Here is a 15,322-nt window from a genome sequence, read left to right as displayed (position 1 = left end):
TTCAGGTAATCAGTTGATTGAGACTTAGAATCGGCATGAGGATCGCCAATACGATGAGCAGGACGGAGCCCCCCATGAACACCAGCATGGTCGGCTCGAACAGGCCAACGAGTAAGGCAATATCGGTACTCAGTTGTTGTTCCTGTTGTTTGGCGGCTCGATCAAGCATGTTGTCCAAATCGCCGGAGCGTTCACCGCTGGCGATCATGTACAGCATCATCGGTGGAAAGCGGCCATTGAGCTCAATGGCCCGGGTGAGACTGACACCCTCTCGAACGGCATTGGCGATGGCTTTAAGCTGCGCCCGAATCGGCCGGTTGATGACCACCTCCCCGGCAATTTCCAACGCTTCGAGCAAAGGCACCCCGCTGCGCCCGAGAATCGCCAAGGTGCTGATGAAGCGGGCATGGCTGCTCGCGCTGATCAGTCCTCCCGCCAATGGCAGGCGTAGTACAAAAGCATCCCAGCGGGTGCGCCATCGCGGGGTTCTGACACCCAGGCGAACAGCGAAGGACAATGCTGTGATCGACAAGAGCAGGAGCAGGCCGAAGCGCTGGAGCCAGGTGCTGATGGCAACCAGGGCCCGGGTCAGTATCGGCAGCGTCTGCCCGCTATCGAGGAACACATTGATGACGTCCGGCACGACGTAGCCCAGCAGGAACCCAACGATGCTAATCGCAGTTACCAGTAAGACGCTTGGGTAGAGCAGCGCCAACTGCATTTGCTGGCGAGCGGCCTGGCGAGCCTCGGTGTGGTCGGCCAAGCGCAAGAGCACGCTTCCCAGATGGCCAGAGCGCTCGCCGGCGGCAACGGTCGCTCGGTAGAGATCTGGGAAGGCCCGAGGAAACTGCCCTAGGGCGTAGGCCAGGCCATAGCCTTCCAGCACCTTGGCACGAATGCTCATCAACATGTTTTTTTGCCGCTGTTTTTTGCATTCATTGGCCACGGCGGCAAGGACTTCTTCGATTGCCAGTGAAGCCTGAACCAGGGTTGCCATCTGACGGGTCAGCAGTGCCAGTTCCGAGCTGCTCAAGCGGCTCGAAGCGTAGCTGGATAAACTTGAGCCCTGGGTTGACTGCGCGCGAGCAGGGGTCACTTTCAGTGTGATCAGCTGCCGCTCCCGCAAAGCCCGCCTGGCCTGCCTTTCGCTTTCCACGTCCAGCACCCCGGTAGATTTTTGCCCCTTGGCGTCCATCGCCAGGTATTCGTAAGCGGCCATGTTCAATCTTCCCGAGTGACGCGCAGTAATTCCTCGAGGCTGGTGATCCCCTGCAGCACTGCTTGTTGTCCGTCATTGAAAAGGCTTGGACTGTTCTGCCGGGCATAGGCCTGTAACTGATGTTCGCCTGCGCCTTGATGGATCATCTGGCGCATCGGTCCGTCGAATAGCACCAGTTCATAAATCCCTTTGCGTCCCTGGTACCCGCTCTTGGCGCATACAGTGCAGCCCTGAGGTTGGTAAATCAGTGGGGCTGGCACAGGGGCAACGCCGAGCTTTTCGCATATTGCCAGGTCGGCGTATTCGGCCTGTTTACAGGCCGGGCACAGCACACGAACCAGGCGCTGGGACAATACTCCGGTCAACGAGGTACAGAGCAGAAATGGCTCGATGCCCATATCCAGCAAGCGTGTCACGGCACCTATCGCGCTGTTGGTATGCAGCGAAGACAGAACCAGATGCCCTGTCAATGAAGCCTGGACCGCAATGTCAGCGGTTTCCCGGTCACGAATTTCGCCAATCATGACCACGTCCGGGTCCTGGCGCAGAATGGCCCGCAAACCACGCGCAAAAGTCATCTCGACTTTAGGGTTGACCTGGGTCTGGCCAATGCCATTGAGGTTGTATTCAACAGGGTCCTCAATGGTCAGAATATTGCGCTCCGGACTGTTGAGGCTGGTGAGGCTGGCATACAGTGTGGTGGTCTTTCCTGATCCTGTGGGCCCGGTGACTAACAGCACACCATGAGGTTTGCTTAGGCATGATTCCAAGCGCTGGCGAATCATTGCGTTCATGCCTAAATGGCTGAGGTTCAGATAACCGTCCTGTTTATCCAGCAGGCGCATCACCACGCGTTCGCCATGCGTCGAGGGCAGGGTGGAGACGCGTACGTCGACTTCATGCCCTGCCACGCGTAAAGCAATTCGCCCATCCTGGGGCACACGCTTCTCGGCAATATCCAACCTGGCCATCACTTTAATTCGCGAAACCAGCAACGTCGCCAACTCGCGCCGCGGTCGCAGGATTTCCCGGAGCATGCCATCTACCCGCAAGCGTACCGACAGGTAGGTGTCAAAGGCCTCAAGGTGGACGTCCGATGCGCCGTTCTTTACCGCTTCGCTGAGAATGGCATTGATCAAGCGGATAATTGGCGCGTCGTCCTGTTGCTCCATGAGGTCGGTGGTTTGCGGCAGATGGTCGGCAAGACGCGTCAGGTCATAGTCATCGTCAAACTGCTCGCCCAATCCGTCGGCCACCTGCCGTGCGTCGTCCTGGCTGTCGCGATAGTGAGCCGTCAGACGCTGGTTGAAGCTCTCGTCATCGACGACTTGCGTCTGCATGGGCTGGCGACAGTAACGGCGCACCTCGGCAATCACTGAGAACGCAGTGTCAGCACGGCAGGACAATAGCAGTTCATCTGAGTGAAGCTCCAGCAGTACGCCGTGTCGTCGCGCGAAAGCGAAGGGCAGTCGGGTGTCGTAGCGAACCGGTTTATGGGTAAGTGTCATGGCTGTGGTGCCTCCCGACTGGGGCGCACATCGATCAGTGAGTGCTCGGCGGCAGGTGGCCCGTCAAACAACTGGTGAGGGCGTGATGGCAGTTTCTGATCGGAAGTGGGGGTGTGGGAGCGCAGCCGGTCATACTTCTGCTGACTCAATGCTTTCACTTGTGCGCTTGTGCGCAACAACGTTGGGCGAAGAAATACCATCAGGTTGGTCTTTTCATTGACCTCGCGCGTGCTGGTGAACAAGCGCCCGAGCCAGGGAATATCACCCAGTAACGGTACTTTGCTGACCTGGGTTTTGACGTTGTCCTTGATCAGCCCGCCGAGCACAATGATCTGCCCGTCGTTGGCCAGAATCGTGCTTTTGACCGAACGCTTGTTAGTGATCACATCGCGGGTGTTGACCCCGGCTGGCGCAGCCGCCAGTTCCGAGCTTTCTTGTTCGACCTGAAGGCGCAAATTGTTGCCTTCGTTGATATGCGGAGTGACCTTGAGCGTTACTCCGACATCCTTGCGTTCCACGGTGGTGAAGGGATTACTCGCCCCTGTGCTGGCGGTGGTGTATGAGCCGGTCTGGAAGGGGACATTTTGTCCTACCAGAATTTCCGCTTGTTCATTATCCAATGTCAGCAGGCTGGGAGTGGACAGCAGATTGTTTTTCGAGTCGCTGGATAATGCGTTGATCAAGACGCTGAACTGGCGGCTACCGATACCGATGATTGAACCGTCGGAAATCGCCGGTGGCTTTGCGCTGTCCAGGGCGTCAAGCAACGTGCCGATAGACATGCCATTGCCCCCCAGGTTAGTCGCGCCTGCAACCTGCCCGGATTGACCTGCCCACTGCACGCCCAATGCCTCACTGATGTCGCCGCTGACTTCGACAATCGCGGCTTCCACCAGCACTTGAGCACGCGGTTGATCCAGTTCGCTGATGAGGCTTTCCAGCAAGGCCATTTGTGCGGGAGATGACATCAACACCAGTGCGTTCTGGCTTTGATCAGCGCTGATCAGCATCGTACTGTCGGTCGATTGTGTTTCGCTGCCACGGCTACCGGAATCCAGGCGTTTGCCGATGCCGTTGAGCAACTCAGCCAATTCTTTGGCGTCACTGTGCTGCAAGCGGCGCACGCGTGCGCTGTCCTGGGTGTTACCACTGACATCCAGGCGTTGCGCCAGACGCTGCATTTGCCTGCGCAGCGGTGCGGGGCCGATCAAAATCAGGCTATTGCTACGCGTGTCGGCCACGGCTTTGGCTTGCAGCGTTGGGCTGCTCGCTTGCACGATACTTTCGTTCAGGGTTTTCGCCAGCCCGGCGGCCCAGGCATGTTTTAACGTCAGGGTGGTGACGGACTTGGCCCCGGCGTTATCGATTTCCTCAAGTAGTTGGCGGATACGCTGCACGTTACTGGCGTTGTCGGAAACAATCACCGCATTGGCGGTAACCGAAGGTGCCAGGTAAGCATCTGCGGCCACCAATGGGCGCAACACGCCGGCGACTTCACTGGCGATGGCGCTGTGCAGCTCAATCACTTCGGTCACAAAATCTTCGCGACCGGTGGCCCTTGGCGTGGGCGCTTTGGTCTTGGCGTCCGCGGCGGTCAGGATCAGTATCCGCTCGCCTTGGTCCAGGGCGACAAAGCCCTGGCTGCGCAAGGCCGTCTGGAAGAGCGCATAGATATCCTGGCGGTTCATCGGGTGGCTCGATTGTACGGTGACCTTACCGCTGAGACGGGGGTCCAGGACCATGGTTTTCCCGGTGATAGTGGCCACTTCATTGACCAGATCCCGCAGTTCGGCATTGCGCATGTTCAGGGTCCATTGCGGCTCATCGGCAGTGCTTGCCAAAGCGCTCAACGGGGCAGTAAGCGTGCAGAGAATCAATAGGGCTCGAGTAATTAAAGCTGGTTTCATGAGGGCATCTTTAGTGAGAAGGGGGAGGAACAGTCCGGGCGACCTCGACAGCGCCAGGCGGCACAAAAGGGGCCAACAATGATGCTGAACGCGGTTGCAGCAACAAGGGGTGTGGTTCGCCGAGCAGCTCAATCATCACCTGATCGGTCTGAATGCTTTGCAGGCGACCACCACCGGGCAGGGTTTGCCCGATTGAGTAGAATTGACTGCCGGCGGGGGACTGAATCAGAGCCCGTGACAGGTTAGATTCAGCGCCCACCAGGCTGGCCAACAGCAGTAAGTGGGTTGTGGTGGGTGTCGCCTTAGTGGGTGGGGACACTCCAAATAACCGGGCGATCTTCTCGGGTTCAAGTGTCGGCACCGGCAATGCCTCCGGCACGGGAACCGCCCGCATTTGGGGGGCGGGTTGATCAAGGCTATGGAAAAATTGCCAGCTGTTGTAGCCCAGCCAGCCGAGGAGAAGACTTGTCGAGGCAATCGCGCAGAGAGTTATCAGTTCTGGCAGGTTGAGTGCCGGAAGACGCCATGCGGCAATTTTTTCCAGGGTGCTTTTTGCCGAGGTATTAAGGGTGTGGATCACCGCTTACTTATCCATCCTTGCAGGTGCTGCCTCTGGCAGCACCCACGGGTGAATCGGAGGGTTACTGGCGAATCCAGGCGTCTTGCCAGTTTGAGCCCGTACCCGGCTCGAACTGCGTGCTATGAGTGCTCCACTGGATGCAGTAGCCGCTATAGGGGAACGGCTTGCATTCGTAAGTGTGACCATCCTTGGGCTGGAGCACCTTGGTTCCGGCGTTATAGCTTTTCAGGCTCGCCGGGAATACATAGTCATACCCGCCCTCGACGCTGGGTTCCTCCTGTACGGTGAAGTGGTGGGTCTGCTGAAGCAGGCCATTCTTCTCCGATTTCGCTACCACAGCCAAGTCGTATTGGCCTGGTTTGATCCCCTCCAAGGCGAGCATGAAGTGCGGCGTGTTGTCGCCTGCATTGCCTTGTTGGTGAGCGATGCTTTCGTGAGCGTCGTTGTAAACTGTTGCGGTGAGGGTGTAATCCGCACCTTTGGCCATGGCGGTGAAATGCAGATCGACTTTATCGTTGCTCAATACATAATTGTTTTGTAGCCCGCTGATCTTGAGTTCGCCGACCGGTTGGGCCTGTTCCTTCTTGATCAATACGCTATAAATGTCGCTGTTTTTGCTTACGAAAATATTATTTTTGCCGTAGCCGGGCACGACCTGGTCCTTACGGTTCAACTGCCCCATTTGATAACCAAGGTTGGCGTTGTTGACCTTCTGCGCGAGCATGAACGGCCAGACGTCTGCTTGTGCCTGTTCGCTGTTTTCGATGTTGAGGGTGATTTGTTTATGTGGCTGTTCGCCGTGCTCGGTAAATACCCGAGTCATGACTTTATCGCCCACCGCCATGGCTTCGGGTTGCACTGCGCCAATATTGTTCCAAGCAGAAACCGGTATTTGTGCATTCTGGATATTCAAGTCGACCACTTGATAGAAGGTGGCATCCGTATCGTCGACTTTCCAGGTCGCCAGTATGACGTGATAGCCACTGTGGTCGTCGGGGATGTTCACCACATGGCGCGTAGTGCCGCCAGACGAAATAGGTACGCTACCGTTCCAGTTCTGCGTGAGCAGCGGCTGCATCTCGAATGCTGCACGAGTCAGTGGCTCATTTGGGTTCCAATCTTTCTTGGTGATAAAGAACTGCCAATAACGCGTGGCGTGGCTTGCCTCATATTTCCAGACAAACTCGTGCGGGCCTGGGGTGATATCGACTTTGTGCCAACGGTTTGCGGTTTGCTCGTTCAGCTGCGAAAATCGCGTGACGCCACCTGACGGGATGGCACCGTCGGCTGGGCCGCAGAGGCTGAAGTCGCCGGTACACGCTTCGGCCTGGCTTGGGTAGTGTAAAACGTCAGTGGCGTTCGCTCGGCCGATATACTCGAGGCTCTGAGGTTCGTAGGCGACCGGGCCACAACCAGTATTTTGAAGGCCACCGGCTGCATTACACAGGTAGGCGCGGCTTTTGGGCGTTTCGATATAACCATGAGCAAACGCTAATTGACTGCACAGCGCGGTTATACCCACTGTCAGTGTTAAAGGCAGTAAGCGCGATGGGCTTGGAATGTTTGAGAGGCGCATAGGTATTTCCTTGATGTGAAAACTTCAAGCATTTATGCCGTGATAGCGGACGTAAAAGTTAGTTGGCGTTGAACGTTAAAGCTCTAGCTTGAGGGGGCTGCCTGGCCGCCATGCATATGTTCTTGAGCATTGTTTAAAGACGCTAAAGGTTAATGATGGGGGGGCGAAAAAACTAGAGCGAAACGGCTTTAGTGTTTGCTCGAAAATTCATACAGGATTCAGGTTTTTTTATTTATCTCAGTCCTGTCGGCGTGGTGGATGGGGGTATGGTGTGGTGTGTTATGCTGGTGATAATGGCCAAATTTGCTAGACTGCGGGCTGTCGTGACCTCTCCTGGAGTGTTGGGGATTTCGCCATGAAAAAGATTTATCAATTAGACGAGGGCGTCATCGATGTCTCCGGTTTGCAGTTTGAGTCTGATGTGGCGATGCGAATCGAGTCGCACGTTCTGGGCTATGCTCGGGTTGAAACGTTTGCGCTTGAAGGCGACCACCGCGTGCAAATTCAGCGTGACATCCACTCATTGGTGTTCTTCAGTCAAGGAGAAAACGAGCGGGGATACGCGAGGGTCAATGGGAGGAAAATTCCTCATGGCGGTCAGTTGCGTAAGAGAATCGATGTGCTGCCTAGTGGTTTAGAGTATTCGGGCGCCTATGTTGGCAAGGGCTTAAAGGCGAGCATTTTGAGCATTGATCCACGCTTGTCACGGTGCATGCCCAGTTTGGAAGGGGGGCTGGATCTCAAGCTTCGCACCCAGCTGAATGACGCCTTTATGTGGACGATCTACGAACAGTTCATGCATGCCAGCGATCCGCTGTTGAAAGAATCATTGTCAATGACGTTGCTGATATACATCTCACGTAAATCGCTCGATACACCTGTGTCAACCGGCTTCGGCGCAGGTAGAAAAAGAAGGTTGGTTGACTATGTGGAAGAGCATCTGGAGCAGCCGATTTCCATCAGTGAATTGGCCGACGAAGTGGGCGTCAGTGTTTTTCATTTCTTGCGCTTGTTCAAGCTGGCGTTTTTCATAACGCCCTACCAGTATATTTTGCAACGCCGTGTAGAGCGGGCCAAGGTTCTTTTGTCCCACACCACGTACAGCATTGAAATGGTCGGCTTCAAATGTGGCTTCAATAGCGGTAGCCAATTCAGTCAGACTTTTTCTCGCGCTGTCGGGCAATCACCTTCAGCGTTCAGGAAGAGTTTGAGTTAAGCGCGGCATCAGTCCCTGATGTCATGGCGTTGCAAGTCTGCTGCGAGCTTCACTAGTTGATGCTCAAGGTAATCGATCTGCTGGGTGACATCTGTTTTTTGTGCGCAAGCCGCCTCCAGCGCTTCGCAGGCGCCGATCAACTCTTGATGCTTGATTATCCTTGCGCCCCCCTTGATACGATGTGCTAAATCCTGCAGCGCCTGAAGGTCTTTGCAGGTGCTTAGTGCCTTGAGTTGGCGCTGATCTGCCTGAGTGCTATTGGCCAGGTCGTGAAGGAGAGCCTGTGCGTGATCGTGGTCCCCTCCGGTCATTAACAGTAGGCCAGTTATATCGATGAGGGCCTGGCTATCGCATGGGGGTGTAAAGCATTGCTCTTGCGGTACGTCTTCGCGCATGTCGCCTTGGCATAGGCGGGCCTGCAGATGGTTCAAACTAAGGGGTTTGAACAGGCAGTCGTCCATTCCCGCTTGTCGACATTTGTCCTTTTCATCAGGTTGGGCGTTGGCGGTGAAGCCGAAAATCCGACACGCAGTGCGTTGCTGCTCTGCTTCCTCGCGGCGTATGGAGCGTGCCAGGCTATAGCCATTCATTACGGGCATATTGCAGTCGGTGATCACCACGTCAACGGGGTTTGTTTGCCATAGGCGTAATCCACTGGCGCCATCCGCCGCTTCAATAATGTGGTGGCCCAAATAGCTCAATTGTTTGGACAGCAGTAAACGGTTGGCGAAGTAATCATCGACAATTAATACCCGCAAAGCTTGGGTGATTGGAGGGCAGGTGTCGCATGCAGGGGGCGGGGCTGCCAGCGGCTCCTGGATCAGGGGGAGCTCGATATACAGCTCCACTTGAGTTCCACGGCCTAATACGCTGTTCAAGTACAGCTCGCCCCCCATCATCTCGCACAAGGCCTTGCAGATCGACAAGCCCAGCCCGGAGCTGCTGCGTGCTGCTTGCGCGTGGTTGCCCGCTTGTTCGAAAGGGCTGAAGAGGCGCGCCTGATCCTCGGGGGAGATCCCGATGCCGGAGTCTTGCACCGATATGTGCAGTGCCAGGTTTCGTGCGTTCGTAGCTTCGAGCACCTCCACGCTCAATATGACTTCGCCCTGAGCGGTAAACTTGATGGCGTTGCACAGCAGGTTGGACAGAATCTGCTTCATGCGCAGAGGGTCCATCATCACTTGCCGGTCCGCTCTTGGATCAAGGTGCAGGCTCAGCTGCAAATCTTTTTGGCGGGCCATACCGTCAAACATGCGCATCAGTGACTCAAGCAGAACCCGCACCGAAGCCGGCTCAGGCGTCAGCGACAGCTTGCCTGATTCGATTCGGGCGATATCGAGAATGTCACCGATCAACTCCAGTAAGCCTTTGGCGGAATCAGAGGCAACGTCAATCGCCGGATAGTCGAATACGCCTTGTTCGGCTTTTTTTAGCGCGAGTTCGAGCATCCCGATTACCGCATTCAAAGGCGTGCGGATTTCATGGCTCATGGTGGCAAGAAAGTTGGTTTTAGCTCGGTTGGCTTCGTCGGCCGCGTTTTTCGCTTGCTGCAGTTGCTCTAGCAGGTGCTGTCGCTCGCTGATATCAATCCAGCCGCCGATCATGCCGATCACCTGTGCCTTGCTGTCACGGTAGGGCAGCATCCAATGGTAAATGGTCAGGGTTGTACCATTGATCGTCGTCACTTGGCGGTCGCGGATTTTCGGCTGTCCGCTGGCGATCATCTCCCTGAACTCCTCCTTGTACGTTTGGGAGTCCATAGTGTCGGCGAAGGTATTGGTGCTGATCGTCTTGCCAAGTGCTTGGGATTTGTCGGCGCGCACGGCATCGAGGTAGGCGCTGTTACAGTCGAGCAAGTGTCCGTTTTTGTCCCGGACATAAATGGGATGCGGCGTGCCGTCCAGCATCACATGCATGAATGACAGCTGTTCGCTGAGGGCCAGTTCTGCTTGCTTGCGTTTGCCAATCAGGTGTCGTAGGTAGGTGATCCAGGTGGCGGCTATTAAGAGCAGTAGCGTAGCAAGCGCGGCCCCTTGCAAAATCTTGGTTTTATGGCGGCTCCAATAACTGTGCTCCACCAGCAGCTCATTGCGCCAGCGATTGGTGATCTTGTCCATTTCCTGGGGGGTAATGCTCAGCAGCGCCTTTTCGAGAATCGAATGCAGCTCCAAAGCGCCACGGTTTGCTGCCAATGACACAGCGGCAGGCTGTGTGCCGATGGTTGAGGTCACCTTGAGTTCGTTTTGGTAGTGCCGACCAATGAGGTAGCGAGCGCTGATCAACGAGTTGGCGGCGGCGTCTACCTTGCCGCTGGCCACTAGCTCCATAGCCTCCCTGGCATTGTTGGTTTCAATCAGATGTACGTTGGGGTAGTTGGTGTGCAGGTAGTCGTACAAGGCACTGGCGCGCTGTATGGCCAATTTTTTACCCGCCATCTCATCAAGAGTGCCAGGACTGTCGAAGGTGTTACGGCTAAGCATAACGAATGGATTGATAAAGTAGGGCCGAGAAAAATACAGATGCCGCCTGCGTTCCTCTGTCGGGACAAAAGCCGCCAGAATATCGACCTCGCCGGATTTGACCATCTGCACCAGTTCTTCGCTGGACCCACCCTCCACTACATCGAATTTCAATCCGGTACGGAAGCTGATCTTGGTCAGGATCTCCGCGCTCATCCCCTGAAACCTGCCACGCTCATCGAACAGCGCCAACGGCATCGCCGTTGAGTTGAAGGCCACTTTCAGGCGGGGATGTTCCATCACCCAGCGGCGTTCAGCCTCATCCAGAATAATGTGCTGGTTGAGCAGTGAGCGAAGATCACCAGCATTCCAGCGCCGTTGGATCCGCATCTGCTCATTGATTGGGATGCTCTTGAGTGCCCGATTGACGATGCGCAACAACTGCTGGTTGCTACGCCTCAGGGCATAGGTAAAGCCGTCGGCTTTCAGGTCGGAATAGTCAGCCACCTGCACATTATTCAAATAGCTGTTGTTGATCTGGTAATTGGCGCTGATGACATCTCCCAGGTAAATGTCCGCTTGGCCAAAGGCCACCGCGCCCATTGCACTCAGCGACGAGGGATAGACCTGCAGTGTGGCGTCAGGGTAGAAGGCTCGGACCGTTTTTTCCGGTAGATAATGAGTGGGCATCGCAATACGTTTGCCCTCGAGATTTGGGGTTAATGCGCTTGAGTCATCGATGCGGATGCTCAGCGAGGGTTCGTCCTCGGCATAGGGATGTGACAAGGTTAGGGCCGGGTCGACCCCCAGGGTGCGGTTTGCGCTGCCTACCAGGTCGACTTCTCCGGCTTTCAGTGCCGCAACGAGCTGGGCGCGGGTGTCATAGCAGCGTATTTCAATGGGGGTGTGCAAGAGGCCGGCAAGCAGGCCGCTGACATCCGCAGTCAGGCCTTCGTAGTCCTTCCCTGAGGTGGTGATGTCCAGTGGGGAGTAATCCGGGCCCGAAGTGCCCAGCACCAACTTGCCTTTTTCCCGTAGCCAGCGCCAGTCACTTTCTGTCAGTTGGACGGAATAGCCTTCGACCTTGGAGCGCCCTATCAAGCGCAGGTTCTTGGGTTCTGAATGGGCCGACGAAGCGAGTATCAGCAGGCACAGTGCGACAAGGCAACTGGGGTTGAGCAAGGGCAGGCGAGTCATCAAAGCAGGCCGTGGCGCTTGACCATTTCTGCCAGGTGTACCACCGAGCTGACCCCTAGCTTTTCAATGATACGGGCCTTGTAAGTACTGACAGTCTTGTTGCTCAGCAGTAAATACTCGCCGATCTGCTTGTTGTCCAGGCCATTGGCCAATTGAAGCAAAATATTCAACTCGCGGTTGGACAGCTCCTTGAGCAGTACCTGCTCGGTGACTTCGACCTCGTTGCGGTTGACTGAGACAATGGTTTTCTGCGGGAAAAAAGTGTAGCCGGAGCTGATGGCATTGATTGCCTTGAGCAGCTCTGCTGGGTCTTGGGTTTTACTGACGAATCCTGAAGCGCCAGCCTTCATGCAGCGCAAAGCAAAGAATTCGGCTGGGTGGGAAGTCAGTACTAGAATTTTCGAGGGCAGGTCCAGCTCCCCAAGGCGGCGTAACACCATGAGCCCATCCAGCTTGGGCATCGAAATGTCGAGGATAATCAATTCGGGCTCATGCTCGATGGCGAGTTGCAGTGCATCGGCGCCGTTATCGGCTTCGGCTATTACTTGATAGTCGGCTTGCTGTAGCAGAGCTTTAAGTGAGGAGCGGATGAACGGATGATCATCCACGATCATAGCGGGACGCATAGCGACCTCCTGAAGTGGTAGCAACAAAACGTAGTCTGATTGAGCGCTGGAACAGCCTCTCTCTTGGGGGGGCTGGTTTGAATTGAACCGGCTCAGTGCCAAGGGGGTAAGCTTAAGTGCTTCAACCTCCGAAGATTATTTGATAGTTGCGAATTTTTACCATTGTTGCCATTTGTAGGGCGGCGGTATCGGCATGTGGCGGCTTTTCACATTCTTGGTTAACAGTATTCGTATTTTTTGGCTTGTGGAAGAGTCTGGTTCGAGAAAGTTTTTGTGGGAAATTTCCATGTTGTTTTTGGGTTGGATCGTATTTTTTATTTATTGCTTTTTTTGTTTAATTGCGCTCTCGTTCTTGCTGGTCTGGCGGGGGGGATGTATGAATTATATGGAGAATTTTATGCGAAATAAAAAGGGTGCGCTCTTTGGTGCTTTGCTCATGTCTTGTGCAGGTGGGGTTTTTGCGGATGCGAAGCTTTCTATTAAGGGTACGATAGTGCCGGCGTCTTGTGTGCCTAGTTTTGCTTCTTCTGTTGTTGATTTTGGTAGTTTGTCTTTTCCTGATAGGGGGAAGTGGGATAAACACTATATCGTGCCTCCGCAAACGGTGGGTTTCAGTGTGAGTTGCAGTGGGAAGGTAGCGGTTGCTATTTCCTTTGAAGATTTGCGTAAGGGCTCTGACTTCGGTGGGGTCGATGGTTTGGTTTATGGCTTGGGGAAACAGGGTGAGCACAAGATTGGTTACTATTTGATTAAACCTAAAAACCTTACTGTGGATGGTGATGCTGCTAAATTGCTCACCTCAAATGACGGTGTGGCTTGGAGGTCGGACCAGGTGTACGCGCATTCTACTGAGATGTTTTCTTTTGTCGTGTCTGCCGGGGGGGTGAAGCCAGGCCAGTATCAAGACTATGCCGGTGATTTGGAGTTTATGCCGTTCATTGCGTATGCGGGTGTTGATCTAACGAAGAAATTGGAGCTTGATGGGGCTGTTGTTATGCATGTGAAATATATTTAATTTTTTTGTTTTTTGATTGCTTGATTATTTTTGGGTTGTTTTAAATAGATGTTGTGTTGTTGGTTCAGCTTGATATTGCCTTGGGAGAAGGCAATATCAAGCTGTTTTTTTGTGGGGTTGTGAGTGGCAGCGTATTTCAATGGGGGGGGGGGGGCAAGAGGCCGGCAGGCAGCGCTGACATCTGCAGTCAAGCCTTCGTGGTCCTTCCCTGAGGTGGTGATGCCCAGCGGGGAGTAATCCGGGCCTGGAGTGCCCAACACCAACTTGCCTTTTTCCCGTAGCCGGCGCCAGTCACTTTCTGTCAGTTGGACGGAATAGCCTTCGGCTTTGGAGTGCCCCATCAAGCGCAGGTTCTTGGGTTCTGAATGGGCCGACGAAGCGAGTATCAGCAGGCGCAGTGCGACAAGGCAGCTGGGGTTGAGCAAGGGCGGGTGAGTCATTAAGGCAGGCCGTGGCGCTTGACCATTTCTACCAGGTGTACCACCGAGTTGACCCCTGGGGAAACTCCGAACAGGTCTCCGGGTATGCTGAAATACAGCCTTGCCACCTAGTCCGAGTGCTTCATTAGTCAGATGAGCTTTTCCGATTTCGAATACGTGGGCAGGCGCAAGTAAACACGCCGCGAACGGTTCCTTGTCGAGATGGATCAGGTTGTGCCTTGGAGCGGCTTGCTGGCGTTGATCGAGTCGTATTATCCGAAGGCTGGCGGTGGCTGCAAGCCGTATCCGCTCGCCGCGCGACGCAGCACCTATTCCAGGTTGAGCAAGCGCGGCGTGCTGTGCAAGGCCAAGCGCAAAATCGAGTACCTCAAAGCTCAGACACGGGCCAAGGTCGAACACCCATTTCGGGTGATCAAGCGTCAGTTCGGTTGTGTGAAAGTGCGCTTTCGCGGACTGATGAAAAACACCGCTCAATTGACCGCGCTGTTTGCCTTGTCCAATTCGTGGATGGTTCGAAAAAAGCTGCTTTTTGGCTTGTGGAAGTGTCTGGTTTGAGAGGGTTTTTGTGAGAAATTTCTGTGTTGTTTTTGGGTTGGATCGTATTTTTTATTTTTTGCTTTTTTTGTTTAATTTCTCTCTCGTTCTTGCTGGTCTGGCAGGGGGGGTGTATGGGTTATATGGAGAATTTTATGCGAGATAAAAAAAGTGCGCTCTTGGGTGTTTTGCTCATGTCTTGTGCGGGTGGGGTTTTTGCAGGTCCGAACCTTTCTGTTAGGGGTTCGATAGAGCCGGTGTCTTGTGTGCCTAGTTTTGCTTCTCCTGTTCTTGATTTTGGTAGTTTGTCTTTTCCTGAAAAAAAGGGAGGTGAGGTCTTTCGGGTGCCTTCTAAAACAGTGGGTTTCGCTCTGAGTTGTAGTTCGGCGATTTCGCTGGCTTTTTCCTTCGATGATTTGCGTAAGAGCTCGGTCTCAGAGAGTGCTGGCGGCACCCCAGGCTTCAATTTTGGTTTGGGGATGCAGGGTGACCATAAAATTGGCTACTATGACGTTTTAGCTAAAAACATTACTCTGGATGGTAATGCTGGTGAGTTGCTCGCCTCAAATGACGGTGGTCTGGTTTGGAGGCGTAATTCGACCGGGATTGTACTTGCTCCTTTAGTATATTCTTTTGTCGTGACTGGTGGTGGGGCGGATCCTGGCAGTTATAGAGAATATGCTGGTGATATTGAGGTGTCGCCGTTTGTTGGCTATGCCGGTGTTGATCTGACGAAGCCGTTGGAGCTTGATGGGGCTATTGTTATGAATGTGAAATATATTTAATTTTTTGGTTTGTTTGATTGTTTTTTGAATTATTTTAAATAGATGTTGTGTTGTTGGCTCGGCTTGATATTGCCTTGGAAGAGGGTGATATCAAGCTGTTTTTTATGGGGTTGTGAGTGTTTGGCGTTGCTCGGTTGTTTCGTTGATTTTTGGAGGGGGTATGCTTTCTGTTTTGAGTGTCTTGAGTTTTTTTTGCTATGTTTGTAGTCGGGTGGCTTGTAAGGTAAGGGTGTGTGTGGTGGTGGGGGGGGGGCTGTTGG

At 54.2% G+C, this 15,322-nt stretch carries 12 protein-coding genes and 1 pseudogene; 4 read left to right on the top strand and 9 right to left on the bottom strand.

All coding sequences use genetic code 11. The features are described from left to right. Position 1 precedes the first annotated feature (1 nt). The 5 genes from gspF to gbpA form a co-directional block, all read right to left on the bottom strand. Positions 2-1,219: a type II secretion system inner membrane protein GspF gene (gspF, locus tag E4P01_RS13045; protein WP_078820909.1), complete on the bottom strand. Its 1,218-nt coding sequence runs from the start codon at positions 1,217-1,219 to the stop codon at positions 2-4. A 2-nt stretch (positions 1,220-1,221) separates the two neighbouring features. Beyond that, positions 1,222-2,727 (bottom strand): type II secretion system ATPase GspE, encoded by a 1,506-nt coding sequence (gene gspE / locus E4P01_RS13040; RefSeq protein WP_078820910.1) that lies wholly within the window; start codon positions 2,725-2,727, stop codon positions 1,222-1,224. Next, positions 2,724-4,634, bottom strand: coding sequence for a type II secretion system secretin GspD (gene gspD, locus E4P01_RS13035; protein WP_078820911.1), 1,911 nt, complete (start codon positions 4,632-4,634; stop codon positions 2,724-2,726). Before gspD ends, gspE begins: the two co-directional genes overlap by 4 nt. Positions 4,635-4,644: 10 nt before the next feature. Then, positions 4,645-5,214: a type II secretion system protein N gene (locus tag E4P01_RS13030; RefSeq protein ID WP_078820912.1), complete on the bottom strand. Its 570-nt coding sequence runs from the start codon at positions 5,212-5,214 to the stop codon at positions 4,645-4,647. A 61-nt stretch (positions 5,215-5,275) separates the two neighbouring features. Continuing rightward, positions 5,276-6,790, bottom strand: coding sequence for an N-acetylglucosamine-binding protein GbpA (gene gbpA, locus E4P01_RS13025; protein WP_078820913.1), 1,515 nt, complete (start codon positions 6,788-6,790; stop codon positions 5,276-5,278). Between the two features lie 355 nt (positions 6,791-7,145). Between gbpA and E4P01_RS13020 the strand changes: the two genes are divergently transcribed. Then, entirely contained in the window at positions 7,146-8,006 is an 861-nt protein-coding gene (locus E4P01_RS13020; RefSeq protein ID WP_216091080.1) for an AraC family transcriptional regulator, read from the top strand. Between the two features lie 8 nt (positions 8,007-8,014). Here the strand turns inward: E4P01_RS13020 and E4P01_RS13015 are convergent, their stop codons facing one another. Together E4P01_RS13015 and E4P01_RS13010 are read right to left on the bottom strand one after the other, a co-directional pair. Next, positions 8,015-11,662 (bottom strand): transporter substrate-binding domain-containing protein, encoded by a 3,648-nt coding sequence (locus tag E4P01_RS13015; RefSeq protein WP_248130047.1) that lies wholly within the window; start codon positions 11,660-11,662, stop codon positions 8,015-8,017. Then, a complete protein-coding gene (locus tag E4P01_RS13010; protein WP_078820916.1) occupies positions 11,662-12,288 on the bottom strand; it encodes a response regulator transcription factor in 627 nt (208 codons plus the stop codon). The genes E4P01_RS13015 and E4P01_RS13010 overlap by 1 nt, the downstream gene beginning before the upstream one ends. Before the next feature lie 193 nt (positions 12,289-12,481). Here E4P01_RS13010 and E4P01_RS13005 point away from each other — a divergent pair, with 193 nt between their 5' ends. Continuing rightward, positions 12,482-13,303 carry a hypothetical protein gene (locus E4P01_RS13005; RefSeq protein ID WP_216091081.1) on the top strand — a complete coding sequence of 274 codons (822 nt, stop codon included), beginning with the start codon at positions 12,482-12,484 and terminating at the stop codon, positions 13,301-13,303. On the opposite strand, the gene E4P01_RS13000 is transcribed toward E4P01_RS13005, so the two are convergent. Further along, on the bottom strand, positions 13,300-13,728 hold the full coding sequence (locus tag E4P01_RS13000; protein ID WP_248130046.1) for a hypothetical protein: 429 nt from the start codon (positions 13,726-13,728) through the stop codon (positions 13,300-13,302). The genes E4P01_RS13005 and E4P01_RS13000 overlap by 4 nt on opposite strands. 138 nt (positions 13,729-13,866) lie before the next feature. Here E4P01_RS13000 and E4P01_RS12995 point away from each other — a divergent pair. Then, positions 13,867-14,298 (top strand): annotated as a pseudogene (locus E4P01_RS12995) (transposase). A gap of 134 nt (positions 14,299-14,432) precedes the next feature. Continuing rightward, entirely contained in the window at positions 14,433-15,062 is a 630-nt protein-coding gene (locus E4P01_RS12990; RefSeq protein WP_216091083.1) for a hypothetical protein, read from the top strand. A 29-nt stretch (positions 15,063-15,091) separates the two neighbouring features. Here E4P01_RS12990 and E4P01_RS12985 read toward each other — a convergent pair. Then, a partial coding sequence (locus E4P01_RS12985; RefSeq protein ID WP_248130045.1) for a hypothetical protein occupies positions 15,092-15,322 on the bottom strand: 231 nt, incomplete at its 5' end.

This window comes from Pseudomonas sp. NCIMB 10586 (assembly GCF_023127895.1).
GTDB classification, from domain to species: domain Bacteria; phylum Pseudomonadota; class Gammaproteobacteria; order Pseudomonadales; family Pseudomonadaceae; genus Aquipseudomonas; species Aquipseudomonas synxantha_A.
Note: the sequence above shows the minus strand (reverse complement) of the source record. Positions and strands in the feature narration are given on the sequence as shown.

Bases quoted from the DNA above. Each gene is read 5' to 3' on its own strand.
- gspF (WP_078820909.1), bottom strand. From the start codon at position 1,219: ATGGCCGCTTACGAATACCTGGCGATGGACGCCAAGGGGCAAAAATCT.
- gspE (WP_078820910.1), bottom strand. From the start codon at position 2,727: ATGACACTTACCCATAAACCGGTTCGCTACGACACCCGACTGCCCTTC.
- gspD (WP_078820911.1), bottom strand. From the start codon at position 4,634: ATGAAACCAGCTTTAATTACTCGAGCCCTATTGATTCTCTGCACGCTT.
- gbpA (WP_078820913.1), bottom strand. From the start codon at position 6,790: ATGCGCCTCTCAAACATTCCAAGCCCATCGCGCTTACTGCCTTTAACA.
- E4P01_RS13020 (WP_216091080.1), top strand. From the start codon at position 7,146: ATGAAAAAGATTTATCAATTAGACGAGGGCGTCATCGATGTCTCCGGT.
- E4P01_RS13015 (WP_248130047.1), bottom strand. From the start codon at position 11,662: ATGACTCGCCTGCCCTTGCTCAACCCCAGTTGCCTTGTCGCACTGTGC.
- E4P01_RS13010 (WP_078820916.1), bottom strand. From the start codon at position 12,288: ATGCGTCCCGCTATGATCGTGGATGATCATCCGTTCATCCGCTCCTCA.
- E4P01_RS13005 (WP_216091081.1), top strand. From the start codon at position 12,482: ATGTGGCGGCTTTTCACATTCTTGGTTAACAGTATTCGTATTTTTTGG.
- E4P01_RS12990 (WP_216091083.1), top strand. From the start codon at position 14,433: ATGCGAGATAAAAAAAGTGCGCTCTTGGGTGTTTTGCTCATGTCTTGT.